Origin of the sequence: Streptomyces sp. NPDC006283, from assembly GCF_040613325.1 — a bacterium.
Taxonomy (GTDB): domain Bacteria; phylum Actinomycetota; class Actinomycetes; order Streptomycetales; family Streptomycetaceae; genus Streptomyces.
The window spans coordinates 1-19,830 of the sequence record NZ_JBEXRZ010000007.1; the positions used below are offsets into that span (position 1 = coordinate 1).

Consider the following 19,830-nt stretch of genomic DNA (forward strand, 5'->3'; position numbering starts at 1 on the left):
GCCCTCATGCCGGCCGGTTTCGTCACCCGGACCGGCCTGCGCCGGCTGCCGGACCTGATGCGCTATCCGACAGGGACGCCGGCCTCGAGGTTGAGTACCGTGCTGCGTTCGCGGGCTCGCAGGGCCCAGCGCAGTCGTTCGTAGCGGGCGGGCGGCAGCAGGTCCGCCGCCTCCTGTTCGGCGACGAACTTCCAGCCGCGCAACTCTGAGCCGGGGAGCAGGACACGCGCGGCGTCGGCGTCCGCGAGCCGGCCGCCGTCGAAGAGCAGCCGCAGTCCGCCGTAGCCGGGCGGACGCGGGGGTTCCCAGTCGACGACCAGCAGCCGGGGTACGGCGGTGAGTTCGATGCCGAGCTCCTCCGTGACCTCGCGCATGCCCGCCCGGGCCGGTGCTTCGCCGCGCTCGACGACGCCGCCGGGGAATTCCCAGCCGGGTTTGTAGGTCGGGTCGACGAGAAGTACCCGGTCGTGCTGGTCGAAGAGGAGCACGCCGGCGGCGAGCGTCTCGCCGGTCGGCTCCGGGGTCTGAACGATGTCGCTGACCGTTGCCGAGCCCGTGCGTACGGCTTCGGCCACGGCGGCGGCCGTCTCCTGCGTGCCGAGCCTGCTGTTGTCGATCAGATGGGCGTCGGCGGTGAGCCAGCCGAGCGCGGCCTGGTAACGCTCGATGTTGCCGAACGCCCACCGGCGCGTGCGCTCGCTCTCCGCCGGGTCGTCCTCGAAGGCCTCACGTCCGGCGATCCGAGCGCGCAAAATCGTTTCGTCAGGCGCCAACAGCACATGCCGCACGGCTATCCGGCGGGCGGCGAGCCCGCCGAAGATCTCGTCCCGGTAGTCCTGCCGCAGCAGGGTCATGGGGGCCACCAGCACGCCGCCCACCTCGGCGAGCAGCGCGGCGGCCGTGTCCACGACGAGCCGCCGCCAGATCGGCAGATCCTGGTAGTCGCCCACCTCGGCCAGGCGTTTGGCGGGCAGCAGGCGGCGCATGCCGCTGCCGATCAATTCGGGGTCGAACAGCGTGCTGTTGGGGATCAGGTCGATCAGTTCGCGCGCGGTGCTGCTCTTGCCCGCACCGAACGCACCGTTGATCCAGACGATCACGGGTCCCCCTCTTCCGTAGCCGACAGTGGATTGCCCGCAACACCCTGCCACGGAAACGCCGCACCGGAACCGGTTGGCCGATCACACACCCCAACTGTGGCCGGGCCGTGACACCCGCCGCGCAGCGTCGTTGGAGCGGGAGAGACAAGGGGGTGCGTCATGCGCCGCACGGTGTTGGAGAAGTTCCCCGCGGGTGATCCGCGCGGCAGTCGGCAGGCGGAGGAGTACGCCCGCCACCGCAGGGACGAGGGCTTGGCGGCCGAAGTCGTCATGGACCTGGAGTCGGACGCGTTCCTGGTCGTGGTCCCCCAGCAGCAGGGCTCGGACCGCGGGTGGTGAACCCGCGGGGCTCGGTTTCCTCCGCCTGGTGGTGACCGACGCGCGACGGCGTGGGCGACTACCACGACGGTGCCTTCCCGGCGGCCCCCACGACGCCCCCGGGGCGCAGCGCCCTGGACCGCAAACGCCGCGGAACCCAACGCCGCGCACCACGAAGCCCCCGGGGCGCAGCGCCCCCGCGTCCCGTCAGGCGCGTCCCGCGGGAATCGCCCGGGACTCACGCCCCAGCATCGCCGCGGCCGCCGCACCGACCAGCCCGGCATCCGTCCCCATCAGAGCCGGTGTCACGCTCAGGTGCCGCACGAAGGACAGCGTCGCGTAGTCCCGCAGGGCGCGGCGCAGCGGGGCGAAGAGCACTTCGCCGGCCCCGGCCACTCCCCCGCCGATCACGGCGATCTCGATCTCGACGAGCGTCGCCGTGGCGGCGATCCCCGCGGCGAGCGCCTGAGCAGCCCGCTCGAAGGAGGCGACGGCGATGGCGTCGCCGGCACGCGCGGCGGCGGCGACCGCTGCGGCGGAGGTGTCCTTGTCCGGCCCGGGGCGCCATCCGTTCTCCAGCGCCCGGCGGGCGATGTTGGGTCCGCTGGCGATGCGCTCCACACATCCCCGGGCCCCGCACGGGCACAGGTCGCCGTTGAGGTCGACGCTGATGTGGCCGATGTGGCCCGCGTTGCCGGTGGGTCCGGCGTGCGGCGTGCCGTTCAGCACCAGACCGCCGCCGACGCCGGTGGAGACGACCATGCACAGCGCGTTGTCGTGGCCGCGTGCCGCGCCCTGCCAGTGTTCGGCCGCGGTCATGGCGACCCCGTCGCCGACCAGCGTGATGGGCAGACCGCCCACGGCCCGGGACACGCGGTCGACGAGCGGAAAGCCGCGCCAGCCGGGCACGTTGACCGGGCTGACCGTACCGGCGGAGGCGTCGACGGGCCCCGCGCTGCCGATGCCGAGCGCCGTCGCCCTCGGCCACAGCGGGGAGGCGGTCAGCTCGGCGAGAACGTTCTCGACCGCGTGCATCACCGTGTCGCCGTCTTCGCGGGCGGGTGTGGGGCGCTGCGCGCGGAGAAGGATCGCGCCATTGCCGTCCACCAGCGCGCCGGCGATCTTGGTGCCACCGATGTCGAGCGCGGCGACGAGGCTGTTATGCATCGGTACGGGATCCCCCGGAGCTGTCGGACCTGCGGTTTCGATAACAGTCTCCATTCCCCTGACAACGTTGTCCAGGGCCTATGCTCGACGCCACACGCTACCTATACGACGATCGTGACCGCCGAGACCCAGACAGGACAGCGCACTGTGGCCGATTCGACCCGTCCCCTGCCGCCCCCGGGCAGCCCTCGCGGCCCCGAGCCCCGCTACGGGAATCGGCCCACGATGAAGGATGTCGCCGCGCGGGCCGGAGTCGGACTGAAGACGGTTTCCCGCGTGGTCAACGGCGAGCCAGGCGTCACCCCGGACACCGAGCGCCGGGTGCAGGAGGCGATCGAGTCGCTCGGCTTCCGCCGCAACGACAGCGCCCGTGTGCTCCGCAAGGGGCGCACCGCCTCCATCGGCCTGGTGCTGGAGGACCTCGCCGACCCGTTCTACGGCCCCCTCAGCCGTGCCGTCGAAGAGGTCGCCCGCGCCCACGGCGCACTGCTCATCAACGGTTCCAGCGCCGAGGACCCGGACCGCGAGCAGGAGTTGGTGCTGGCGCTGTGCGCCCGCAGGGTGGACGGCCTGATCGTGATTCCCGCCGGACACGACCACCGCTACCTGGAACCCGAGATCAAGGCGGGCATCGCGACGGTGTTCGTCGACCGCCCGGCCGGCCGGATCGACGCGGACGTGGTGCTTTCCGACAGCTTCGGCGGCGCGCGGGCGGGCGTGGCGCATCTGATCGCGCACGGTCACCGGCGGATCGCGTTCATCGGGGACCAACCGCGTATCCACACCGCCGTGGAGCGGCTCCGCGGCTACCGTGCCGCCATGGAGGACGCCGGTCTCGAGATCGACGACTCGTGGGTCGCGCTCGGCTCGACGGCTCCGGAGCGGGTGCAGGCGGCCGTCACCGCGGTGCTCGAAGGGCCCGAACCGGTCACCGCGATCTTCGCCGGCAACAACCGCGTCACCGTGACGGCGGTCCGCGCCCTCGCGACGTACGAGAAGCGCATCGCCCTGGTCGGGTTCGACGACATCGAGCTCGCGGACCTGCTCGGCATCACCGTCATAGCCCAGGACGCCGCGGCGCTCGGGCGCACCGCGGCCGAGCGGCTGTTCCGCCGGCTCGACGGGGTGAACGAGGAGCCGGCCCAGACGGCGCTGGAGACGGTGCTGATCCCGCGCGGTTCGGGGGAGATCCCCCCGGCGTCGTGATCCGGTGCGGCGGGCCCGGTCGGCAGACCGGCAGGCCCGGCACGGGCTGATCGCCGAGCCTCGACCCATGACTTCGGCGTCTTCATGAGCGTCGATCCGGTGTTCGCGGCCGGTGGCAGGGACGCTCGTCAGCGACCAGCACCTCTGCCTCACCTCGTGGCCGGCCGTCACCGCGATCGCCACCGCCGACGCGGTCGCCCTGGGCACGGGCGCCGGAGGGCGCAGGGGTGGTAGCCGCACGACCGCGAACGCCCCGCGTCGTGACAACGGTCGCGACGCGGGGCAGCAGGAAGTGTCACCCGGCCGTGGCAGTCAGGTCGCCGCGCCGGGGCCGGGCGAAGCCGTCGAGATCGGCGCGGGTCAGGCCTGTCAGGCGGGCGACTTCCGCAGTGTCCAGGGCGCCGCAGTCGATGCCGCGCAGCAGGTAGGAGCTCAGGGCCTTGGCGGTGGCGGGCTCGTCCATGACGTCGCCGCCGGCGTGGTTGGCGTAGGCGGCGAGCCGGGCCGCGGCCTGCTCGAAGCCCTCGCGGTAGAAGGCGAACACGGCGGCGTAACGGGTGGGCAGGTGGCCGGGGTGCATGTCCCAGCCCTGGTAGTAGGCGCGGGCGAGTGCGCGACGGGTGAGGCCGTAGTGGAGCCGCCAGGCGTCGTGGACCTTCTCGGTCGGGCCGACGGGCAGGACGTTGGTGGATCCGTCGGAGACGCGTACGCCGGTGCCCGCGGCGGCGACCTGCATGACCGCCTTGGCGTGGTCGGCGGCGGGGTGGTCGCTGGCCTGGTGGGCGGCGCTGACGCCGAGGCAGGCGCTGTAGTCGAAGGTGCCGTAGTGCAGTCCGGTGGCGCGACCCTCGGCCGCGTCGATCATACGGGCGACGGTGGCGGTGCCGTCGGCGCCGAGGATGGACTGGCTGGTCTCGATCTGGATCTCGAACCCGATGCGGCCGGGCTCCAGACCACGGGCCTTCTCGAACGCCTCGACCAGCCGCACCATGGCGGTGACCTGCTCCGTGTAGGTGACCTTGGGGAGGGTCAGTACGAGCCCGTCGGGCAGTTCGCCGCGCTCCGTCAGGCCGGTGAGGAAGACGTCGAGGGTGCGGATGCCGCGGCCCCGTACGGCGGCCTCCATGCACTTCATCCGGATCCCCATGTACGGGGCGGCGGTGCCCTGTTCGTACGCCTCTGAAATGAGCCGCGCCGCGCGTGCGGCGTCGGCGTCCTCGTCGTCGCCCGCGTAGCCGTCCTCGAAGTCGACGCGCAGGTCCTCGATCGGCTCGTGCTCCAGCTTGGCGCGGACGCGCGTGTACACCGGCTCCGCGAGCTCGTCCGCGAGGCCGAGGACGCGCGCGAAGGTGCGGGCGTCGGGAGCGTGCTCGTCGAGTGCGGCGAGTGCCTTGTCGCCCCACGAGCGGATCGTGCCGGCGGTGAAGTCGTCGCCGGGGACGTAGACGGTGTGGACGGGCTGGCGCGTGCCGGGATCCCCGGGGTAGCGGCGGGCGAGTTCCGCGTCCACCGTCGCCAGGGAGGCGCTGATGCCCTCGCTGACCGCGCCGGCGAGGCTCGTCGCCACCTTCTCCTGCTGACCCATTCCCACACCCTCCGCACACTTCGGGATCCGTGGTTTCCGCATCACGGATTCAACATTCTGTTGAATGAAGTTAATGCGGCGCCGTGATCTGCGTCAATGGTGCGCCTCAACGGACCGGGGCCGCGCGGTGAAGATCACCACGCGGCCCCGGGCCGGACGATGCGCAGATCAGCCCTTGCGGGTCTTGACCTCGTCGGTCAGCTGCGGGACGACCTCGAAGAGGTCGCCGACCACGCCGTAGTCGACCAGGTCGAAGATCGGGGCCTCGGCGTCCTTGTTGATGGCCACGATGGTCTTCGAGGTCTGCATGCCGGCCCGGTGCTGGATCGCGCCGGAGATGCCGGAGGCGATGTACAGCTGCGGGGAGACCGACTTGCCGGTCTGGCCGACCTGGTTGGTGTGCGGGTACCAGCCGGCGTCGACAGCGGCACGCGAGGCACCCACGGCGGCACCGAGGGAGTCGGCGAGCGCCTCGATGATCGCGAAGTTCTCCGCGCCGTTGACGCCACGGCCACCGGAGACCACGATCGCCGCCTCGGTCAGCTCGGGGCGGCCGGTCGACTCGCGCGGGGTACGCGAGACGATCTTGGTGCCGGTGGCCTTCTCCGAGAACGACACGGCAAGCGCCTCGACGGCGCCCGCGGCCGGGGCGGCCTCCACGGCGGCCGAGTTCGGCTTGACCGTGATGACCGGGGTGCCCTTGGAGACACGGGACTTGGTGGTGAAGGAGGCGGCGAACGCGGACTGCGTCGCGACCGGGCCCTCGTCACCGGCCTCGAGGTCGACGGCGTCGGTGATGATGCCGGAACCGATACGGACCGCGAGGCGGGCCGCGATCTCCTTGCCCTCGGCGGAGGACGGGACGAGCACGGCGGCCGGGGAGACTGCCTCGTACGCGGCCTGCAGCGCGTCGACCTTCGGGACGACGAGGTACTCGGCGAACTCCGGGGCGTCGGCCGTCAGCACCTTCACCGCACCGTGCTCGGCGAGCGCGGCGGCGGTGTTTTCGGCGCCGGCGCCCAGTGCGAGGGCGACGGGCTCACCAATACGGCGGGCCAGCGTCAGCAGCTCCAGGGTGGGCTTGCGGACGGCACCGTCCACGTGGTCGACGTAGACGAGAACTTCAGCCATGGGACTTCTTCTCTCCTGCTTGCGAAGTGTGAAGGGGGCGGTTGGGGCCGAAGCCTTAGATGAACTTCTGGCCGGCCAGGAACTCGGCCAGCTGCTTGCCGCCCTCGCCCTCGTCCTTGACGATCGTTCCGGCGGTGCGGGCCGGACGCTGCGCGGCCGAGTCGACCTTGGTCCAGGCGCCCTCGAGGCCGACCTCTTCGGCGTCGATCTCGAGGTCCTCGAGGTCCAGGGACTCCACCGGCTTCTTCTTGGCGGCCATGATGCCCTTGAAGGACGGGTAACGCGCCTCGCCCGACTGGTCCGTCACGGACACGACGGCCGGCAGCGACGCCTCGAGCTGCTCGGAGGCGGTGTCGCCGTCACGACGGCCCTTGACGGTGCCGTCCTCGACCGAGATCTCGGAGAGCAGCGTGACCTGCGGGACACCGAGGCGCTCCGACAGGATCGCCGGCAGCACGCCCATCGTGCCGTCGGTGGAGGCCATACCGCAGATGACCAGGTCGTAACCGGTCTTCTCGATCGCCTTGGCCAGCACCAGCGAGGTGCCCATCACATCGGTGCCGTGCAGGTCGTCGTCCTCGACATGGACGGCCTTGTCCGCACCCATCGACAGCGCCTTGCGCAGCGCGTCCTTGGCGTCCTCGGGGCCGACGGTCAGCACGGTGACCTCGGCGTCGTCCGCCTCGTCCGCGATCTGCAGCGCCTGCTCCACCGCGTACTCATCCAGCTCCGACAGCAGGCCGTCGACGTCGTCTCGGTCGACGGTCAGGTCATCGGCGAAGTGCCGATCGCCGGTGGCGTCGGGCACGTACTTCACACAGACAACGATCCTCAGGCTCACGCCGGCTCTCCTACTGCATCGTCTCTACTGGACTGCCTTGTGAACGCAGCATAGGCGTCCGATGGGGCGGATCCCGGTCGGGGCGGGCCGCGCTCCGAACGAAATATTACTCGTCAGTACACCCACAGTGTTCCCGCTAAGCAAGCGCTTTGAACTGTGACCTTGACAACGGCATAACCGCTGCGCCACTGGGCTCAGTCCCTCAGCGCGGTGAAGCGTCCCTGGTGGTACAGCAGCGGCCGGCCCCCGCCCGCCGGGTCGCCGACAACGGCCTCGGCGATCACGATGCGATGGTCCCCCGCGGGCACCCTGGCGACGACACGGCACACCATCCACGCCAGCACCCCGTCGAGCACGGGAACGCCCTCGGGCCCTGTGCGCCAGCTCGTGGGCGGCGCGAACCGGTCGGCACCGCTGCGCGCGAAGGTGGCGGCCAGCTCCTGCTGGTGCTCGCCGAGTATGTGGACGCCGACGTGGTCGGCGTTCGCCACGACCGGCCAGCTCGAAGAGCCGGTTCCGACGCCGAAGGAGATCAGCGGCGGCTCCGCGGCCACTGAGGTAAGCGAGGTGGCGGTGAACCCGACCGGGCGTGGGCCGCCCGCGGTGATCACCGCGACGCCCGCCGCGTGCTGCCGGAAAACAGAGCGGAGGAGGTCGGGGGAGGCGAGCCGAGTGGTGCCGAGATCGGGCGATGCCGTCATCGAGGTTTCCTTCTGGGTGTGCGAATCATGCGGCTGTGGCTGCTCGGACAGCCGGACAACGCGCGCTCGCGTTCCGGGCGAGGTCGACATGGACCCGCCCGTACAGAAGGAGTACTGGAGGCACGGGAGCCAGCCTGGCGATACTTGGCGTGCACAGTCAAGTGCGCACAGGGAGGTGCGACCAGCGTCACGGATGCCGCGCCGCCCGTTCGAGCCCATGTCACGGCGCCTGCCGGGTAGGTGTCACACCGCCCGCCCGAGCGCCGCGATGACGTCGGCTCTGCGAGGCGCGCCGGAGGCTCTGGTGACGATCCGTCCGCCCGCGTCGAGGACCAGCACGGTGGGTGTCCTGACGATGCCCAGCCGGCGCACGAGTGCGAGGCGTTCCTCCGCGTCGACCTCGACATGGACGACTCCGTCGACCATGGCGGCGACATCGGCCAGGGTGCGGCGGGTGGCCCGGCACGGCTGGCAGAAGGCGGTGGAGAACTGGACGAGTGTCGCCCGCTCGCCGAGTTCCGCACCCAAGTCCGTTTCATCGAGCCGTCGTTCCGTGCCCGGGTCCGTTTCACCGATCCGCCGTTCCGTGTCCGGATCCGATCCACCACTTCGCCGTTCCGCGTCCTGAGCGCGCACCTTCGTCCTTTCCCTCGCCCCGGGTTCATCCCCAGAACTGCAGCATTCACCTGGCGGCAAGGATTCCCGCGCCCCGAAACCGTACTGGAGTTCCCTGGGACGACGTGATGAGAATCTCGCCTTCGCAGGCCACCAGGGCTGGTCAGTACGCCACACATGGGGGACGATCGCGCTATGCCGCAAACCTACGGCGGCGTAACTTCCACCGGGCGAACCCTCCCCGGGCATGACGAAAGGGTCCTCCCCCCATGGCAGAGCTCGTCTATCGGCCGGTCATCGGCGCCGCTCGTACGATGTTCAAGGCGCTCGACCTGAAGATCGACACTCAGGGGTCGGAGAACATTCCGCGAACCGGCGGAGCAGTGCTGGTCAGCAATCACATCAGCTATCTGGACTTCATCTTCACCGGCCTCGGCGCCCTGCCGCAGAAGCGCCTGGTCCGCTTCATGGCGAAGGACTCCGTCTTCCGGCACAAGATTTCCGGGCCGTTGATGCGGGGCATGAAGCACATTCCGGTGGACCGCAAGCAGGGCGAGGCGGCCTATGCGCACGCGCTGGACTCGCTGCGCTCGGGCGAGATCATCGGCGTCTTCCCCGAGGCGACGATCTCGCAGTCGTTCACGCTGAAGTCGTTCAAGTCCGGTGCGGCCCGGCTCGCCCAGGAGGCCGGTGTACCGCTGATCCCGATGGCCCTGTGGGGCACCCAGCGCCTGTGGACCAAGGGACGGCCGCGCAACTTCAGGCGATCGCACATCCCGGTGACGATCCGGGTCGGCGAGGCCGTCGAGGCACCCGCCGACCAGTACGCGGGCGCGATCACCCGCCGACTCCGTGAGCGGGTGCAGGAGCTGCTCGAGGCGGCTCAGCGCGCCTATCCGGTGCGCCCCAAGGACGCGACAGACACCTGGTGGGTGCCCGCGCATCTCGGCGGTACGGCCCCGACGCCCGCCGAGGTCCGCGAGGCCCACTAGACCACGCGAGGGCGTGTCGGCCCGAGGACCACGGCCGACACGCCGCGGGGCAGGTCAGGCCCGGGGGTGGACGGTGATCCGCGCCCCGGGGCTCAACTTCTCCAGCGATTCGGCGAGTTCGGCGGCTGCGGCCTCGAGCTCGCCGTCCGCCGCCGGGCCCATTCCCTCGAGCAGGAACAGGGCGTTCACCGACTCCTCGGCAAGACGCGTACGCACTCCCTGGCGCCAGTTCCAGCGCCGGCAGGTGACGCCTTCGTCGTCGCACCAGACGACCTCGCCGGCGTCGGGGTGCTCCACGACGCGCTCGCCGCCGGCCATGGTGACGAAGGGCTCTTCGCCGTCGGCCCGTACGAGCCGCATGCCGCCCCTGATGTGGTCGGTGTCCTCACCGCCGACGGGGATCAGATGCGACACGCTGATGGCGTTGTAGAGGTCCACCAGGAGGTTGATCCGGGGCAGCCCGCCGTCGGCGAGCGCCCGCTTGGCCAGCGCCTCGGCGGAGTTGCGGGTGCGGGACGGCTTGGCGCCGAAGGCCGTGTACGCCTGGCGCCAGGCGGCCATGTGCGGGTCCTCGTGCGGAGCGCGTCCGCCGAGCCGGGTCACGAGCCGGCGGGCTGCCTCGTTTAGGAGAGCAGAGCTGTCTGCGCTGCTGGGGCCGTTGACGAGTCCGCGCGCCTCGACGGCGACGTGGGTGAAGCCGGGCGCCAGCGCGCGCACTTCGTCGGACACAGTGAGCTGGAGGGTCATCGCCTGCTTGCCTTCGGCTGTTCGGGGTGCGGTGGGGAGGGGTCTGCCAGGTCTTGAGGACCGGGTCCAGTACAGCATAGAGCACTGGACAGTCCATCATGCTGGACCGCCTTCGAGGCGGGCACAGGAAAACGGCCGATCGACAGTCAATGACTTGTCCGATCGGCCGTCCTCTTGCGCACGCTGGAGCCGTCCTGCCTGTGCACGCCGGGAAATGGGGGCTAGCGCGCCATCTCTTCCTTGAGCGCCTGCACGAAGGAGTCCACGTCCTCTTCCGTGGTGTCGAACGAGCACATCCAGCGCACGTCGCCGGCCGCCTCGTCCCAGAAGTAGAAGCGGAACCGCTTCTGCAGTCGCTCGCTCACTTCGTGCGGAAGGCGGGCGAAGACGGCGTTGGCCTGCACCGGGTAGAGGATCTCCACCCCGTCCACCTGGCGCACACCGGCGGCGAGCCGCTGGGCCATCTCGTTGGAGTGGCGGGCGTTGCGCAGCCACAGATCCTTGGCGAGCAGTGCTTCCAACTGCACCGAGACGAAACGCATCTTGGAGGCGAGCTGCATGGACAGCTTGCGCAGATGCTTCATGTGGCTGACCGCGTCCGGGTTCAGGACGACGACCGCTTCACCGAAGAGCATGCCGTTCTTGGTGCCGCCGAAGGTCATGACATCGACGCCGGCAGCGTTGGTGAACGCCCTCATCGGGACGTTCAGCGAGGCCGCGGCATTGGCTATCCGGGCCCCGTCGAGGTGGACCTTCATGCCGTGGCCGTGCGCGTGATCGACGATCGCGCGGATCTCGTCCACGGTGTAGACCGTGCCGAGTTCCGTGTTCTGGGTGATCGACACCACCTGTGGCATCGCACGGTGCTCGTCGTCCCAGCCCCACGCCTGGCGGTCGATGAGCTCGGGCGTGAGCTTGCCGTCCGGCGTCGGTACGGTCAGCAGCTTCAGGCCGCCCATCCGTTCCGGAGCGCCGCCCTCGTCGACGTTGATGTGGGCGCTCTCGGCGCAGATCACGGCGCCCCAGCGGTCGGTGAGCGCCTGGAGGGCGGTCACGTTGGCGCCGGTGCCGTTGAAGACCGGGAACGCCTCCGCCGTCGGCCCGAAGTGGCTGTGCATGATCCGCTGGAGATGGTCGGTGTACTCGTCCCCGCCGTAGGCGACCTGGTGGCCGCCGTTGGCGAGGGCGAGCGCCGCGAGCACCTCGGGGTGAGCCCCCGCGTAGTTGTCGCTGGCGAACCCGCGCACGGACGGGTCGTGGTGGCGCCTGGCGTCGGTCTTCACGGTTTGGGGGTCAGCCACAGACGCTGTCCATTCACTTCCTGGGCGGGCCGGTCCCAGACTCCGGCGATGGCCTCGGCCAGCTCCGCCACGTCGGTGAAGCCCGCGAACTTCGCATTCGGGCGCTCGGCGCGCATCGCGTCGTGCACCAGTGCCTTGACGACCAGGATGGCAGCCGCCGACGTGAGGCCCTGCTCGCCCCCCGCCTTGCGGAAGGCGTCGGCGAGGGCCAGCGTCCACGCCTCGGCGGCGGCCTTGGCCGCCGCGTAGGCGGCGTTGCCCGCGGTGGGGTTGGAGGCCCCGGCCGCGCTGATCAGCACATAACGGCCCTTGTCGCTGCGCTGCAGCCCTTCGTGGAAGGCCAGCGAGGTGTTCTGGACGGTACGGATCAGCAGCTTCTCGAGCAGCTCCCAGTCCGCCGGGTTGGTCTCGGCGAACGTGGCACTGCCGCGCCAGCCGCCGACGAGGTGGACCAGACCATCGATCCGCCCGAACTCCTTCTCCGTCTTGTCGGCCCAGTCTCGGGCGGCGTCCAGGTCGAGCAGGTCGACGGTGTCACCGGTGACGGTGGCCCCACCGTGGGCGTACCTGGCGGCGTCCACCGCCTCTGCGAGCCGCTGGGGGTCGGCGTCGGAGGCGACGACGATGGCGCCCGCCTCCGCCAGCCTCAGCAGCGCGGCCCGGCCGGCCGGGCCGGCCGCGCCCGCCACTGCGACCACTGCGCCGTCCAGAGCACCGCTGCCGTTGGTCTTCATGGTCGCCTCCTGGATGCGAGAGCTCACGCGGCAGCTCCGGAAGCGGAAGCGGCGGTGATCCCCTTGGTGGAGGCGATCACGTTCTTCAGCTTCTTGGAAAGCGCCTCATAGAACATGCTCAGCGGAAACTCGTCCGGAAGCACGTCGTCGACAAGCTTGCGGGGCGGCTGGGACAGGTCGAGAGCGTCGGGGCCCTTGGCCCAGCGCGAGCCCGGGTGGGGCGCCAGGTAGGTGGAGACCAGTTCGTACGCGGCGAACCAGTGGACCAGCTTGGGGCGGTCGATGCCGTCGCGGTAGAGCTGCTCGATCTCACCGCAGAGCTGGTTGGTGACCTGCGGGGCACGCTCCCAGTCGATCTTCAGGGTGTTGTCCGTCCAGCGGACGACATCGTGCTTGTGCAGGTACGCGAAGAGCAGCTGGCCGCCGAGGCCGTCGTAGTTGCGGACCCGGTCGCCGGAGACCGGGAAGCGGAACATCCGGTCGAAGAGCACCGCGTACTGGACGTCACGGCCGTGCTGGTTGCCTTCGGCCTCCAGCTTCACGGCCTCCTTGAACGCGGTGAGGTCGCAGCGCAGCTCCTCCAGGCCGTACATCCAGAACGGCTGGCGCTGCTTGATCATGAACGGGTCGAAGGGCAGGTCGCCATGGCTGTGGGTGCGGTCGTGGACCATGTCCCAGAGCACGAAGGCCTGCTCGCAGCGCTTCTGGTCGGCCACCATCTCGCGGATGTCGTCGGGCAGCTCCAGGCCGAGCACGCGCACGGCCTCGTCGGTGACGGCGCGGAAGCGGGCGGCCTCGCGGTCGCAGAAGATGCCGCCCCAGGTGAAGCGTTCGGGCGCCTCGCGCACGGCGATGGTCTCGGGGAAGAGCACCGCGGAGTTCGTGTCGTAACCGGCGGTGAAGTCCTCGAAGGTGATGCCGCAGAAGAGCGGGTTGTCGTACCGGGTGCGCTCCAGCTCGGAGAGCCACTCCGGCCACACCATCCGAAGCACGACGGCCTCGAGATTGCGGTCGGGGTTCCCGTTCTGCGTGTACATCGGGAAGACGACCAGGTGCTGAAGGCCGTCCTCGCGGCCCGCGGCCGGGTGGAAGGCGAGCAGCGAGTCCAGGAAGTCCGGCACCTCGAAGCCCGAGCCGGCCCACTTGCGCAGGTCGGCCACGAGGGCGCGGTGGTACGCGGCGTCGTGCGGCAGCAGCGGGGACAGGTCCTCCACGGCGCCGATCACACGGTCAAGGGCGGCCTCCACCGTGGCTCGGGCCGGCGCGTCCTCTGCGTCGAAGTCGATCGAGCCGTCCTTGGACTGCCAGGGACGGATCCGCTCGACGGCATTCTTGAGCGTCGGCCAGCTCGGGTGGTCGATCACCCTGTCGGCCCGGGATATGCCCCCTGTGGCCACGTCCTGCACAAGAATTTCCGTCATGTCACTTCCTTCACGGGAGAACCTCGCGTCAAGACACCGTATCCATGCGCGGTTCTCTCCCACAAGTAGAGGCTTGGGAAATTATCCTGCGCCACCCCCCTGATCGCCGCAGTTTTTGCGGCGAGGGGCCCGCGATACGGTCGCATCGGCGGCTCTGGTCGGGACCACGAGCGATCGCGCCGTCAACCGCCCGAGGACGCGCCCACCCGCGGGTGAAGCGCCCCTACGGCCGGGGCCCGCGGTGCGCGACACGGCCCGGGTGTACGGCTTCCGGACACCCCGTGCGAGAGCGGTTCCGTCACCGGGACAGGCCGTTAGGCTGCGTCCTTACCGCCGGGTGCCAGGCTGCGCCCCGCGGGAGCCGCCGTCGACGGAAGCGAGAGAATCTTGACTTTCCTCACCATCGGTCATCGCGGGGTCATGGGCGTCGAGCCGGAGAACACCCTGCGTTCCTTCGTCCGCGCCGAGCAGTCCGGCATGGACGCCATCGAGCTGGATCTGCACCTGAGCAAGGACGGCGCACTCGCCGTCATGCACGACGCCGACGTCGACCGCACGACCGACGGCAACGGCCCGATCGCCGAGAAGACCCTCGCCGAACTGCGCCAGCTCGACGCGGGCGGGGGCGAGCGGGTGCCGGTGTTCGAGGAGGTCCTCGACGCCGTGAAGTCCCCGCTCCAGGCGGAGATCAAGGACGTGGCCGCGGCGCGCGCGCTGGCCGAGGTGATGCACAGGCGTGATCTGGTGCCGCGTGTCGAGGTGTCCTCGTTCCACGACGAGGCGATCGCCGAGATCTCGGCGCTGGTACCGGGCGTGCGCACAGTGCTGATCGCCAGCCGCTGGGGAGCCGACATCGTGGACCGGGCGAAGGCGGTGGGCGCCCACTGCCTGGCGTTGAACATCCGCCGGCTGACACTGGAGACCGTCGAGCGAGCCCACTCGGAGGGGCTGCGTGTGATCGGCTGGGTGGTCAACACACAGGATCACCTGCGGCTGGTGCGCGCTCTCGAGTTGGACGGCGCGACGACCGACTTCCCCGAGATCCGGCGCACCGGCCGCTTCACGGCCTGACGGCCGCCGTCGTGCGAGGCCTCACCGGCCTCGCACCAGGTCCCCCGCGGGCGCTTCCAACCGCCCTGTACGCGGTTGCTCCCCAGAGGACTTCAACCGCCCTGCACGAGATCCTTCACCAGCAGCTCGAAGGCAAGATCGTCGCGCTGCGGGACACCGAAGCGCTCGTCGCCGTACGGAAAGGGGCTCATCCGGCCCGTACGACGGTATCCGCGGCGCTCGTACCAGGCGATCAGCTCCTCGCGCACGGAGATGACCGTCATGTGCATCTGCGTGACGCCCCATGTCTCCCGCGCGCTGCGCTCCGCCTCCGCGATGATCCGGCGGCCCAGACCGGCGCCCTGGAGCTCGGGGCGCACCGCGAACATGCCGAAGTAGGCCACCTCCCCACGGTGCTCGAGCTGGCAGCAGGCGATCGGCGCGCCGTCCCGTTCGACGATCATCAACCGGCTGCCGGGCGTGGTCACGACCTCGAGGACACCCTGCGGGTCGGTGCGCTGCCCGGCGAGGATGTCCGCCTCCGTGGTCCAGCCCGCTCGGCTCGAGTCACCGCGGTACGCCGACTCGATCAGCGCGACGAGTACCGGGACATCGGCCTGGACCGCGTCGCGGTAGGTGAGTACGCCGGAGTCCTTCGGCGGTGCGGTGTCCATCGGGTGGGCCCTCCGTCTCTCCCGCTGTGCAGAGGACACGACTCTATCCCGCCCGGCGGCCGGCCTTCCCGCCGGTACGACGACCGACTTCACGGCCTCGCGGCCCACGTCGCCCTGCCCCGGAAAACCACGGTTCCCCCCGTGATCGCCCCTGCTGCGTGGGCTCAGCGCCTTGAGCCGGTGAGGCTGTGTCACCTGCCGTCGTCGGCGCCGTCGTCCGCGGCTCCCGGCCGGTCCGCCCGGTGCCGGGTACCGGGCAGGAATTCCTGCACCTTGGCCTTGAAGCCCTGCCGGATCATCGAACCGCGGGCGCTGTCGCCGTGCAGGATCGCGGAGGCCGCGGCCTCGATCTGGCCGAGCGAGGTGTGCGGCGGGATCGGCGGGACGGCCGGGTCGGTGCGGAAGTCGATCACGAAGGGCCGGTCGGCGGCGAGTGCCTGCTTCCAGGCGGCCTGGACCTGCTGGGGATTCTCGACCCGCACCCCCCGCAGACCGATGCGTTCGGCGATGTCGGCATAGGGCAGGTCGGGGATGTGCTGGGACTCCTCGAACTGCGGAGCCCCCGACATGGCCCGCATCTCCCAGGTGACCTGGTTGAGGTCGCCGTTGTTCAGCACCGCCACGATCAGCCTCGGATCGGACCACTCACGCCAGTACTTCGCCGCCGTGACCATCTCCATCATGCCGTTCATCTGCATCGCGCCGTCGCCCACCAGGGCGATCGCGGGACGGTCGGGATGGGCGAACTTGGCTCCGACGGCGTACGGGACGCCGGGGCCCATCGTGGCGAGCGTCCCGGACAGGGAGCCCCGCATCCGGCCGCGGAGCCGCAGATGCCGGGCGTACCAGTTGGCGGCGGAGCCGGAGTCGGCGGTGATGACGGCGTCGTCGGGCAGCATCCCGTCCAGCGCATGCACCACGTACTCGGGATTGATCGGGTCGGCGTCCACGGCGGCCCTGCGCTGCATCACCTCCCACCAGCGGTCGACGCTCTGCTCGATCTCGTCGCGCCAGGCGCGGCTCTGCTTGCGGTGCAGACGCGGCAGGAGGCGCCGCAGTGTTTCGCGGGCGTCCCCGACGAGGTTCACCTCGAACGGGTACCGCAGGCCGATCATGTGCGGGTCGATGTCGATCTGTACGGCCCGCGCCTGGTCGAGCTCGGGCATGAACTGGGTGTACGGGAAGCTCGATCCGATCATCAGCAGGGTGTCGCAGCCCCGCATCAGCTCGTAGGAGGGGCGGGTGCCGAGCAGCCCGATCGCGCCGGTCACATACGGCAGGTCGTCGGGGAGGACGTCCTTGCCGAGCAGGGCCTTGGCGACTCCGGCGCCAAGCACGTCGGCGAGCCGTTCGACCTCGGCGCGTGCTCCGCGGGCACCTTGGCCGACGAGGAGGGCGACCTTCTCACCAGAGTTGAGGATCTCCGCAGCGCGCTCGAGGTCCTCGTCCACGGGCACGGGTGCGTAGCGGCCGGTGCCCATGCTGGAAGGCACCATCTTGAAAGCGTGCTTCGGCGGGGTGTACTCCAGTTCCTGAACGTCCGCGGGGACGATGATCGCAGTCACGGTGCCCCGGGCGTAGGCGGTGCGCATGGCTCGGTCGATGAGGTTGGGCAGCTGTTCCGGGACCATCACGGTCTCGCAGAAGTCGGACGCGACGTCCTTGTAGAGGTTCTGCAGGTCGACTTCCTGCTGGTAGGAACCGCCCATCGCGCTGCGGTTGGTCTGCCCGACGATGGCGACGACCGGGACATGGTCCAGCTTCGCGTCGTAGAGCCCGTTGAGCAGGTGGATCGCGCCCGGCCCCGAGGTGGCGGCGCAGACGCCGGCCTTTCCGGAGAACTTGGCGTATCCGACGGCCTGGAAGGCCGACATCTCCTCGTGGCGGGCCTGCACGAACTTCGGCTTGTTGTCCGCGCGGCCCCATGCGGCCAGCAGTCCGTTGATGCCGTCTCCCGGGTAGGAGAAGACATGCGTCACGTCCCATTCACGCAGTCGCTGAAGGATGTGGTCGGCTACCTTCGTGCTGGCCATCCGGATCGCGCTCCTCACTGTCCGGCCGGGCGGTGTGCGCCGTAGTCTCCTGGCCTGTCCTGGGTAACCGTGGAGCGAGTGCGGGAAACATCGCCTCGTCCGCCAGCGGCAAGACCAGAAAGGGTCGTCCCGAAGCACCGGCGTGCTGACCGTCCGGCACTGGACACCCGGCACGATCGAGTAGCACGCGACTCGGCCTCCGTCGATGTCGGGCCGGTGACGGTGACGGTGACGGTAAGGGTGAGATCGTCGTCCGGTTCGCCGACGGCACGATGCTGGTCGCGCCGGGCCTCTCGGCGCACCGAATCGCACCGGCGACTGCCGCCCATCGCGGGCGGCCACGTGTTCCGGTACGACGCCGCCGCCGAGCTCTGCGGCAGCGAAGCCGCGGTGGTTCGCGCTGACGACCCCTCGAGTGGGCGCCCGTGCCACGGTGAACCCACCCGCAACGCTGCCTGCGGCGTGCGGCAGGATGACAGGTCGCGCCGAGTGGACTCCGTTTGTCCCGACGCGAGGTACAACCGCACTCCCAGCATGCACAGATGACAAGGTGACGATGCATCACATCCGGCTCATAGCGGCAACCCCCGCTCGCGCTCTGCTCCGCGCAACGGGAGGCGATCGGTGAATCGGGACCTCACATGGCACGACGTGACCGTCGCGGGGATCGCGTTGGTCGCCGGCATCGCGGCGGCCCTGTTGCTGCGCGTGATCCTGAAATGGCTCGGCGAACGGGCCGGCAGAACCAGATGGAGCGGTGACGACATCATCGTCGACGCCCTGCGGGCACTGGTCCCCTGGGCCGCGATCACCGGCGGCGCGGCGATAGCGGCGTCGGTTCTGCCGCTCACCGCCAGGGTCGGACGCAACGTCACCATGACGCTCACCGCCGTGCTCATCATGGCTGCGACGCTCACGGTAGCGAGGATCGTCGCCGGTCTGGTGCAGGCCGTGGCGCACTCCAGGTCCGGCGTCGCCGGGTCGGCCACCATATTCGTGAACATCACGCGGGTCGTGGTGTTGGCCATGGGCTTCCTTGTCGTGCTCGAGACCATGGGCGTCTCCATCGCTCCGCTGCTGACCGCGCTGGGTGTGGGAGGCCTGGCAGTCGCGCTGGCTCTGCAGGACACCCTGGCCAACCTCTTCGCAGGTGTGCACATCCTCGCTTCCCGAACGGTGCAGCCCGGGGACTACATCCGGCTCAGCAGCGGCGAGGAGGGCTACGTCGTCGACATCAACTGGCGCAACACCGTGGTGCGCCACATCTCCAACAACCTGGTGATCATCCCGAATTCGAAGCTGTCCGGCACCAACATGACCAACTACCACCGGCCGGAGCAGCAGATGACGCTCAACGTCCAGGTGGGTGTCGGCTACGACAGCGACCTGGACCATGTCGAGCGGGTCACGACCGAGGTCGTCGAGAGCGTGATGACGGACGTCGCCGGCGCCCTGCCCGATCACGAACCGGCCGTTCGTTTCCACACGTTCGGCGACTCCAGGATCAACTTCACGGTGATTCTGGGGGTCGGCGAGTTCAGTGACCAGTACCGGATCAAGCACGAGTTCATCAAGCGTCTGCACCGGCGCTACCGTGCCGAGGGCATCAGCATCCCTGCTCCGACACGGACCATTGCCGTGCGGCAGGGAGAGCTGCCGATCCCCCACCAGCGCCCCGCCGACGAGCCGCTGACCACAGCTGCCCTCGCAGACCCCGGCGTTTGACGCCCGGGGTACGGCGCCGGGCGTCCGGGCTGCTTCTCCTGGACGCCAGGCCCCTGGGTGCTGGTGACGTGCCCATGGCAGTGACGTGTTCGGCGTGCCCGGACGAGGCGCACCGCTGGTACGCCGATGAGCCGCCGCGCTACTCCGTCACTTTCCGGGTCAGGTCCTGCGTCACGCGGGCGAGCCACACGCCGAACTCCTGCCGGTCGTGCTCCTGCCCCGCGCACAGGGCCCTCACCTGCGCATCGGTGAGTCGGTTCGGCTCGTCCTCGGTGAGCAGACCGTTCAGTTCCCGCAGTACGGATGCCAGTCGCACGGCATCGGTGTGCTCGATCGGATCGACTCCGTGCCCGGCCTTCAACGTCGTTGAACCTGGCATCACGCCCTCCTTCCGGCGCCCCCTCCCCAGCAGCGTAGACCTGCCCGACGTGAACCGCCCCCGGCCGGTACGGGGACCGGCGGCCGCACCGCTCTGTCCACGGCCTTCGG

General features: G+C 70.1%; 19 protein-coding genes. 5 read left to right on the forward strand and 14 right to left on the reverse strand.

Features of this window, described 5'->3' with window-relative positions:
• Nucleotides 1-62 precede the first annotated feature (62 nt).
• Complete coding sequence (locus ABZ070_RS02940; RefSeq protein ID WP_356629238.1) at nucleotides 63-1,100, reverse strand: NUDIX domain-containing protein; 1,038 nt, start codon at nucleotides 1,098-1,100, stop codon at nucleotides 63-65.
• Nucleotides 1,101-1,259: 159 nt separating this feature from the next.
• Between ABZ070_RS02940 and ABZ070_RS02945 the strand changes: the two genes are divergently transcribed.
• Nucleotides 1,260-1,439, forward strand: coding sequence for a hypothetical protein (locus ABZ070_RS02945; RefSeq protein ID WP_356629240.1), 180 nt, complete (start codon nucleotides 1,260-1,262; stop codon nucleotides 1,437-1,439).
• A 186-nt stretch (nucleotides 1,440-1,625) separates the two neighbouring features.
• Here the strand turns inward: ABZ070_RS02945 and ABZ070_RS02950 are convergent, their stop codons facing one another.
• Nucleotides 1,626-2,585 carry an ROK family protein gene (locus tag ABZ070_RS02950; RefSeq protein ID WP_356629242.1) on the reverse strand — a complete coding sequence of 320 codons (960 nt, stop codon included), beginning with the start codon at nucleotides 2,583-2,585 and terminating at the stop codon, nucleotides 1,626-1,628.
• A gap of 225 nt (nucleotides 2,586-2,810) precedes the next feature.
• On the opposite strand from ABZ070_RS02950, the gene ABZ070_RS02955 reads away from it, so the two are divergent.
• The gene (locus ABZ070_RS02955; RefSeq protein ID WP_356629367.1) at nucleotides 2,811-3,791 is read left to right on the forward strand and encodes a LacI family DNA-binding transcriptional regulator; all 981 of its coding nucleotides are present in this window, start codon (nucleotides 2,811-2,813) and stop codon (nucleotides 3,789-3,791) included.
• A 295-nt stretch (nucleotides 3,792-4,086) separates the two neighbouring features.
• Here ABZ070_RS02955 and ABZ070_RS02960 read toward each other — a convergent pair whose 3' ends face one another.
• From ABZ070_RS02960 to ABZ070_RS02980, 5 genes are all read right to left on the reverse strand, one after another.
• Nucleotides 4,087-5,376: an aldolase/citrate lyase family protein gene (locus ABZ070_RS02960; protein ID WP_356629244.1), complete on the reverse strand. Its 1,290-nt coding sequence runs from the start codon at nucleotides 5,374-5,376 to the stop codon at nucleotides 4,087-4,089.
• A 168-nt stretch (nucleotides 5,377-5,544) separates the two neighbouring features.
• Complete coding sequence (locus ABZ070_RS02965; RefSeq protein ID WP_356629246.1) at nucleotides 5,545-6,507, reverse strand: electron transfer flavoprotein subunit alpha/FixB family protein; 963 nt, start codon at nucleotides 6,505-6,507, stop codon at nucleotides 5,545-5,547.
• A 55-nt stretch (nucleotides 6,508-6,562) separates the two neighbouring features.
• Nucleotides 6,563-7,348, reverse strand: a complete 786-nt coding sequence (locus tag ABZ070_RS02970; protein ID WP_356629248.1) for an electron transfer flavoprotein subunit beta/FixA family protein — start codon at nucleotides 7,346-7,348, stop codon at nucleotides 6,563-6,565.
• A 194-nt stretch (nucleotides 7,349-7,542) separates the two neighbouring features.
• The gene (locus ABZ070_RS02975) at nucleotides 7,543-8,049 is read right to left on the reverse strand and encodes a flavin reductase family protein (RefSeq protein ID WP_356629250.1); all 507 of its coding nucleotides are present in this window, start codon (nucleotides 8,047-8,049) and stop codon (nucleotides 7,543-7,545) included.
• A gap of 243 nt (nucleotides 8,050-8,292) precedes the next feature.
• On the reverse strand, nucleotides 8,293-8,625 hold the full coding sequence (locus ABZ070_RS02980; RefSeq protein ID WP_356629369.1) for a thioredoxin family protein: 333 nt from the start codon (nucleotides 8,623-8,625) through the stop codon (nucleotides 8,293-8,295).
• A gap of 308 nt (nucleotides 8,626-8,933) precedes the next feature.
• Here ABZ070_RS02980 and ABZ070_RS02985 point away from each other — a divergent pair, with 308 nt between their 5' ends.
• On the forward strand, nucleotides 8,934-9,656 hold the full coding sequence (locus ABZ070_RS02985; protein ID WP_356629252.1) for a lysophospholipid acyltransferase family protein: 723 nt from the start codon (nucleotides 8,934-8,936) through the stop codon (nucleotides 9,654-9,656).
• 54 nt (nucleotides 9,657-9,710) lie between these two features.
• Here the strand turns inward: ABZ070_RS02985 and ABZ070_RS02990 are convergent, their stop codons facing one another.
• The 4 genes from ABZ070_RS02990 to ABZ070_RS03005 form a co-directional block, all read right to left on the reverse strand.
• The gene (locus ABZ070_RS02990; RefSeq protein ID WP_356629254.1) at nucleotides 9,711-10,403 is read right to left on the reverse strand and encodes a phenylalanine--tRNA ligase beta subunit-related protein; all 693 of its coding nucleotides are present in this window, start codon (nucleotides 10,401-10,403) and stop codon (nucleotides 9,711-9,713) included.
• A 221-nt stretch (nucleotides 10,404-10,624) separates the two neighbouring features.
• Nucleotides 10,625-11,704, reverse strand: a complete 1,080-nt coding sequence (locus tag ABZ070_RS02995; protein ID WP_356629256.1) for a low specificity L-threonine aldolase — start codon at nucleotides 11,702-11,704, stop codon at nucleotides 10,625-10,627.
• A complete protein-coding gene (locus ABZ070_RS03000; RefSeq protein WP_356629371.1) occupies nucleotides 11,683-12,438 on the reverse strand; it encodes an SDR family NAD(P)-dependent oxidoreductase in 756 nt (251 codons plus the stop codon). Before ABZ070_RS03000 ends, ABZ070_RS02995 begins: the two co-directional genes overlap by 22 nt.
• 23 nt (nucleotides 12,439-12,461) lie before the next feature.
• Nucleotides 12,462-13,859, reverse strand: coding sequence for a DUF6421 family protein (locus ABZ070_RS03005; RefSeq protein WP_356629258.1), 1,398 nt, complete (start codon nucleotides 13,857-13,859; stop codon nucleotides 12,462-12,464).
• Between the two features lie 387 nt (nucleotides 13,860-14,246).
• On the opposite strand from ABZ070_RS03005, the gene ABZ070_RS03010 reads away from it, so the two are divergent.
• Nucleotides 14,247-14,930 (forward strand): glycerophosphodiester phosphodiesterase family protein, encoded by a 684-nt coding sequence (locus ABZ070_RS03010; protein WP_356629260.1) that lies wholly within the window; start codon nucleotides 14,247-14,249, stop codon nucleotides 14,928-14,930.
• 92 nt (nucleotides 14,931-15,022) lie between these two features.
• On the opposite strand, the gene ABZ070_RS03015 is transcribed toward ABZ070_RS03010, so the two are convergent.
• Both ABZ070_RS03015 and ABZ070_RS03020 read right to left on the reverse strand, forming a co-directional pair.
• Nucleotides 15,023-15,583, reverse strand: coding sequence for a GNAT family N-acetyltransferase (locus ABZ070_RS03015; RefSeq protein ID WP_356629262.1), 561 nt, complete (start codon nucleotides 15,581-15,583; stop codon nucleotides 15,023-15,025).
• 191 nt (nucleotides 15,584-15,774) lie between these two features.
• Nucleotides 15,775-17,616 carry a thiamine pyrophosphate-requiring protein gene (locus ABZ070_RS03020; RefSeq protein ID WP_356629264.1) on the reverse strand — a complete coding sequence of 614 codons (1,842 nt, stop codon included), beginning with the start codon at nucleotides 17,614-17,616 and terminating at the stop codon, nucleotides 15,775-15,777.
• Between the two features lie 624 nt (nucleotides 17,617-18,240).
• On the opposite strand from ABZ070_RS03020, the gene ABZ070_RS03025 reads away from it, so the two are divergent.
• A complete protein-coding gene (locus tag ABZ070_RS03025) occupies nucleotides 18,241-19,341 on the forward strand; it encodes a mechanosensitive ion channel family protein (protein ID WP_356629266.1) in 1,101 nt (366 codons plus the stop codon).
• Between the two features lie 139 nt (nucleotides 19,342-19,480).
• Here the strand turns inward: ABZ070_RS03025 and ABZ070_RS03030 are convergent, their stop codons facing one another.
• Nucleotides 19,481-19,720, reverse strand: coding sequence for a hypothetical protein (locus tag ABZ070_RS03030; RefSeq protein ID WP_356629268.1), 240 nt, complete (start codon nucleotides 19,718-19,720; stop codon nucleotides 19,481-19,483).
• Nucleotides 19,721-19,830: the final 110 nt, after the last annotated feature.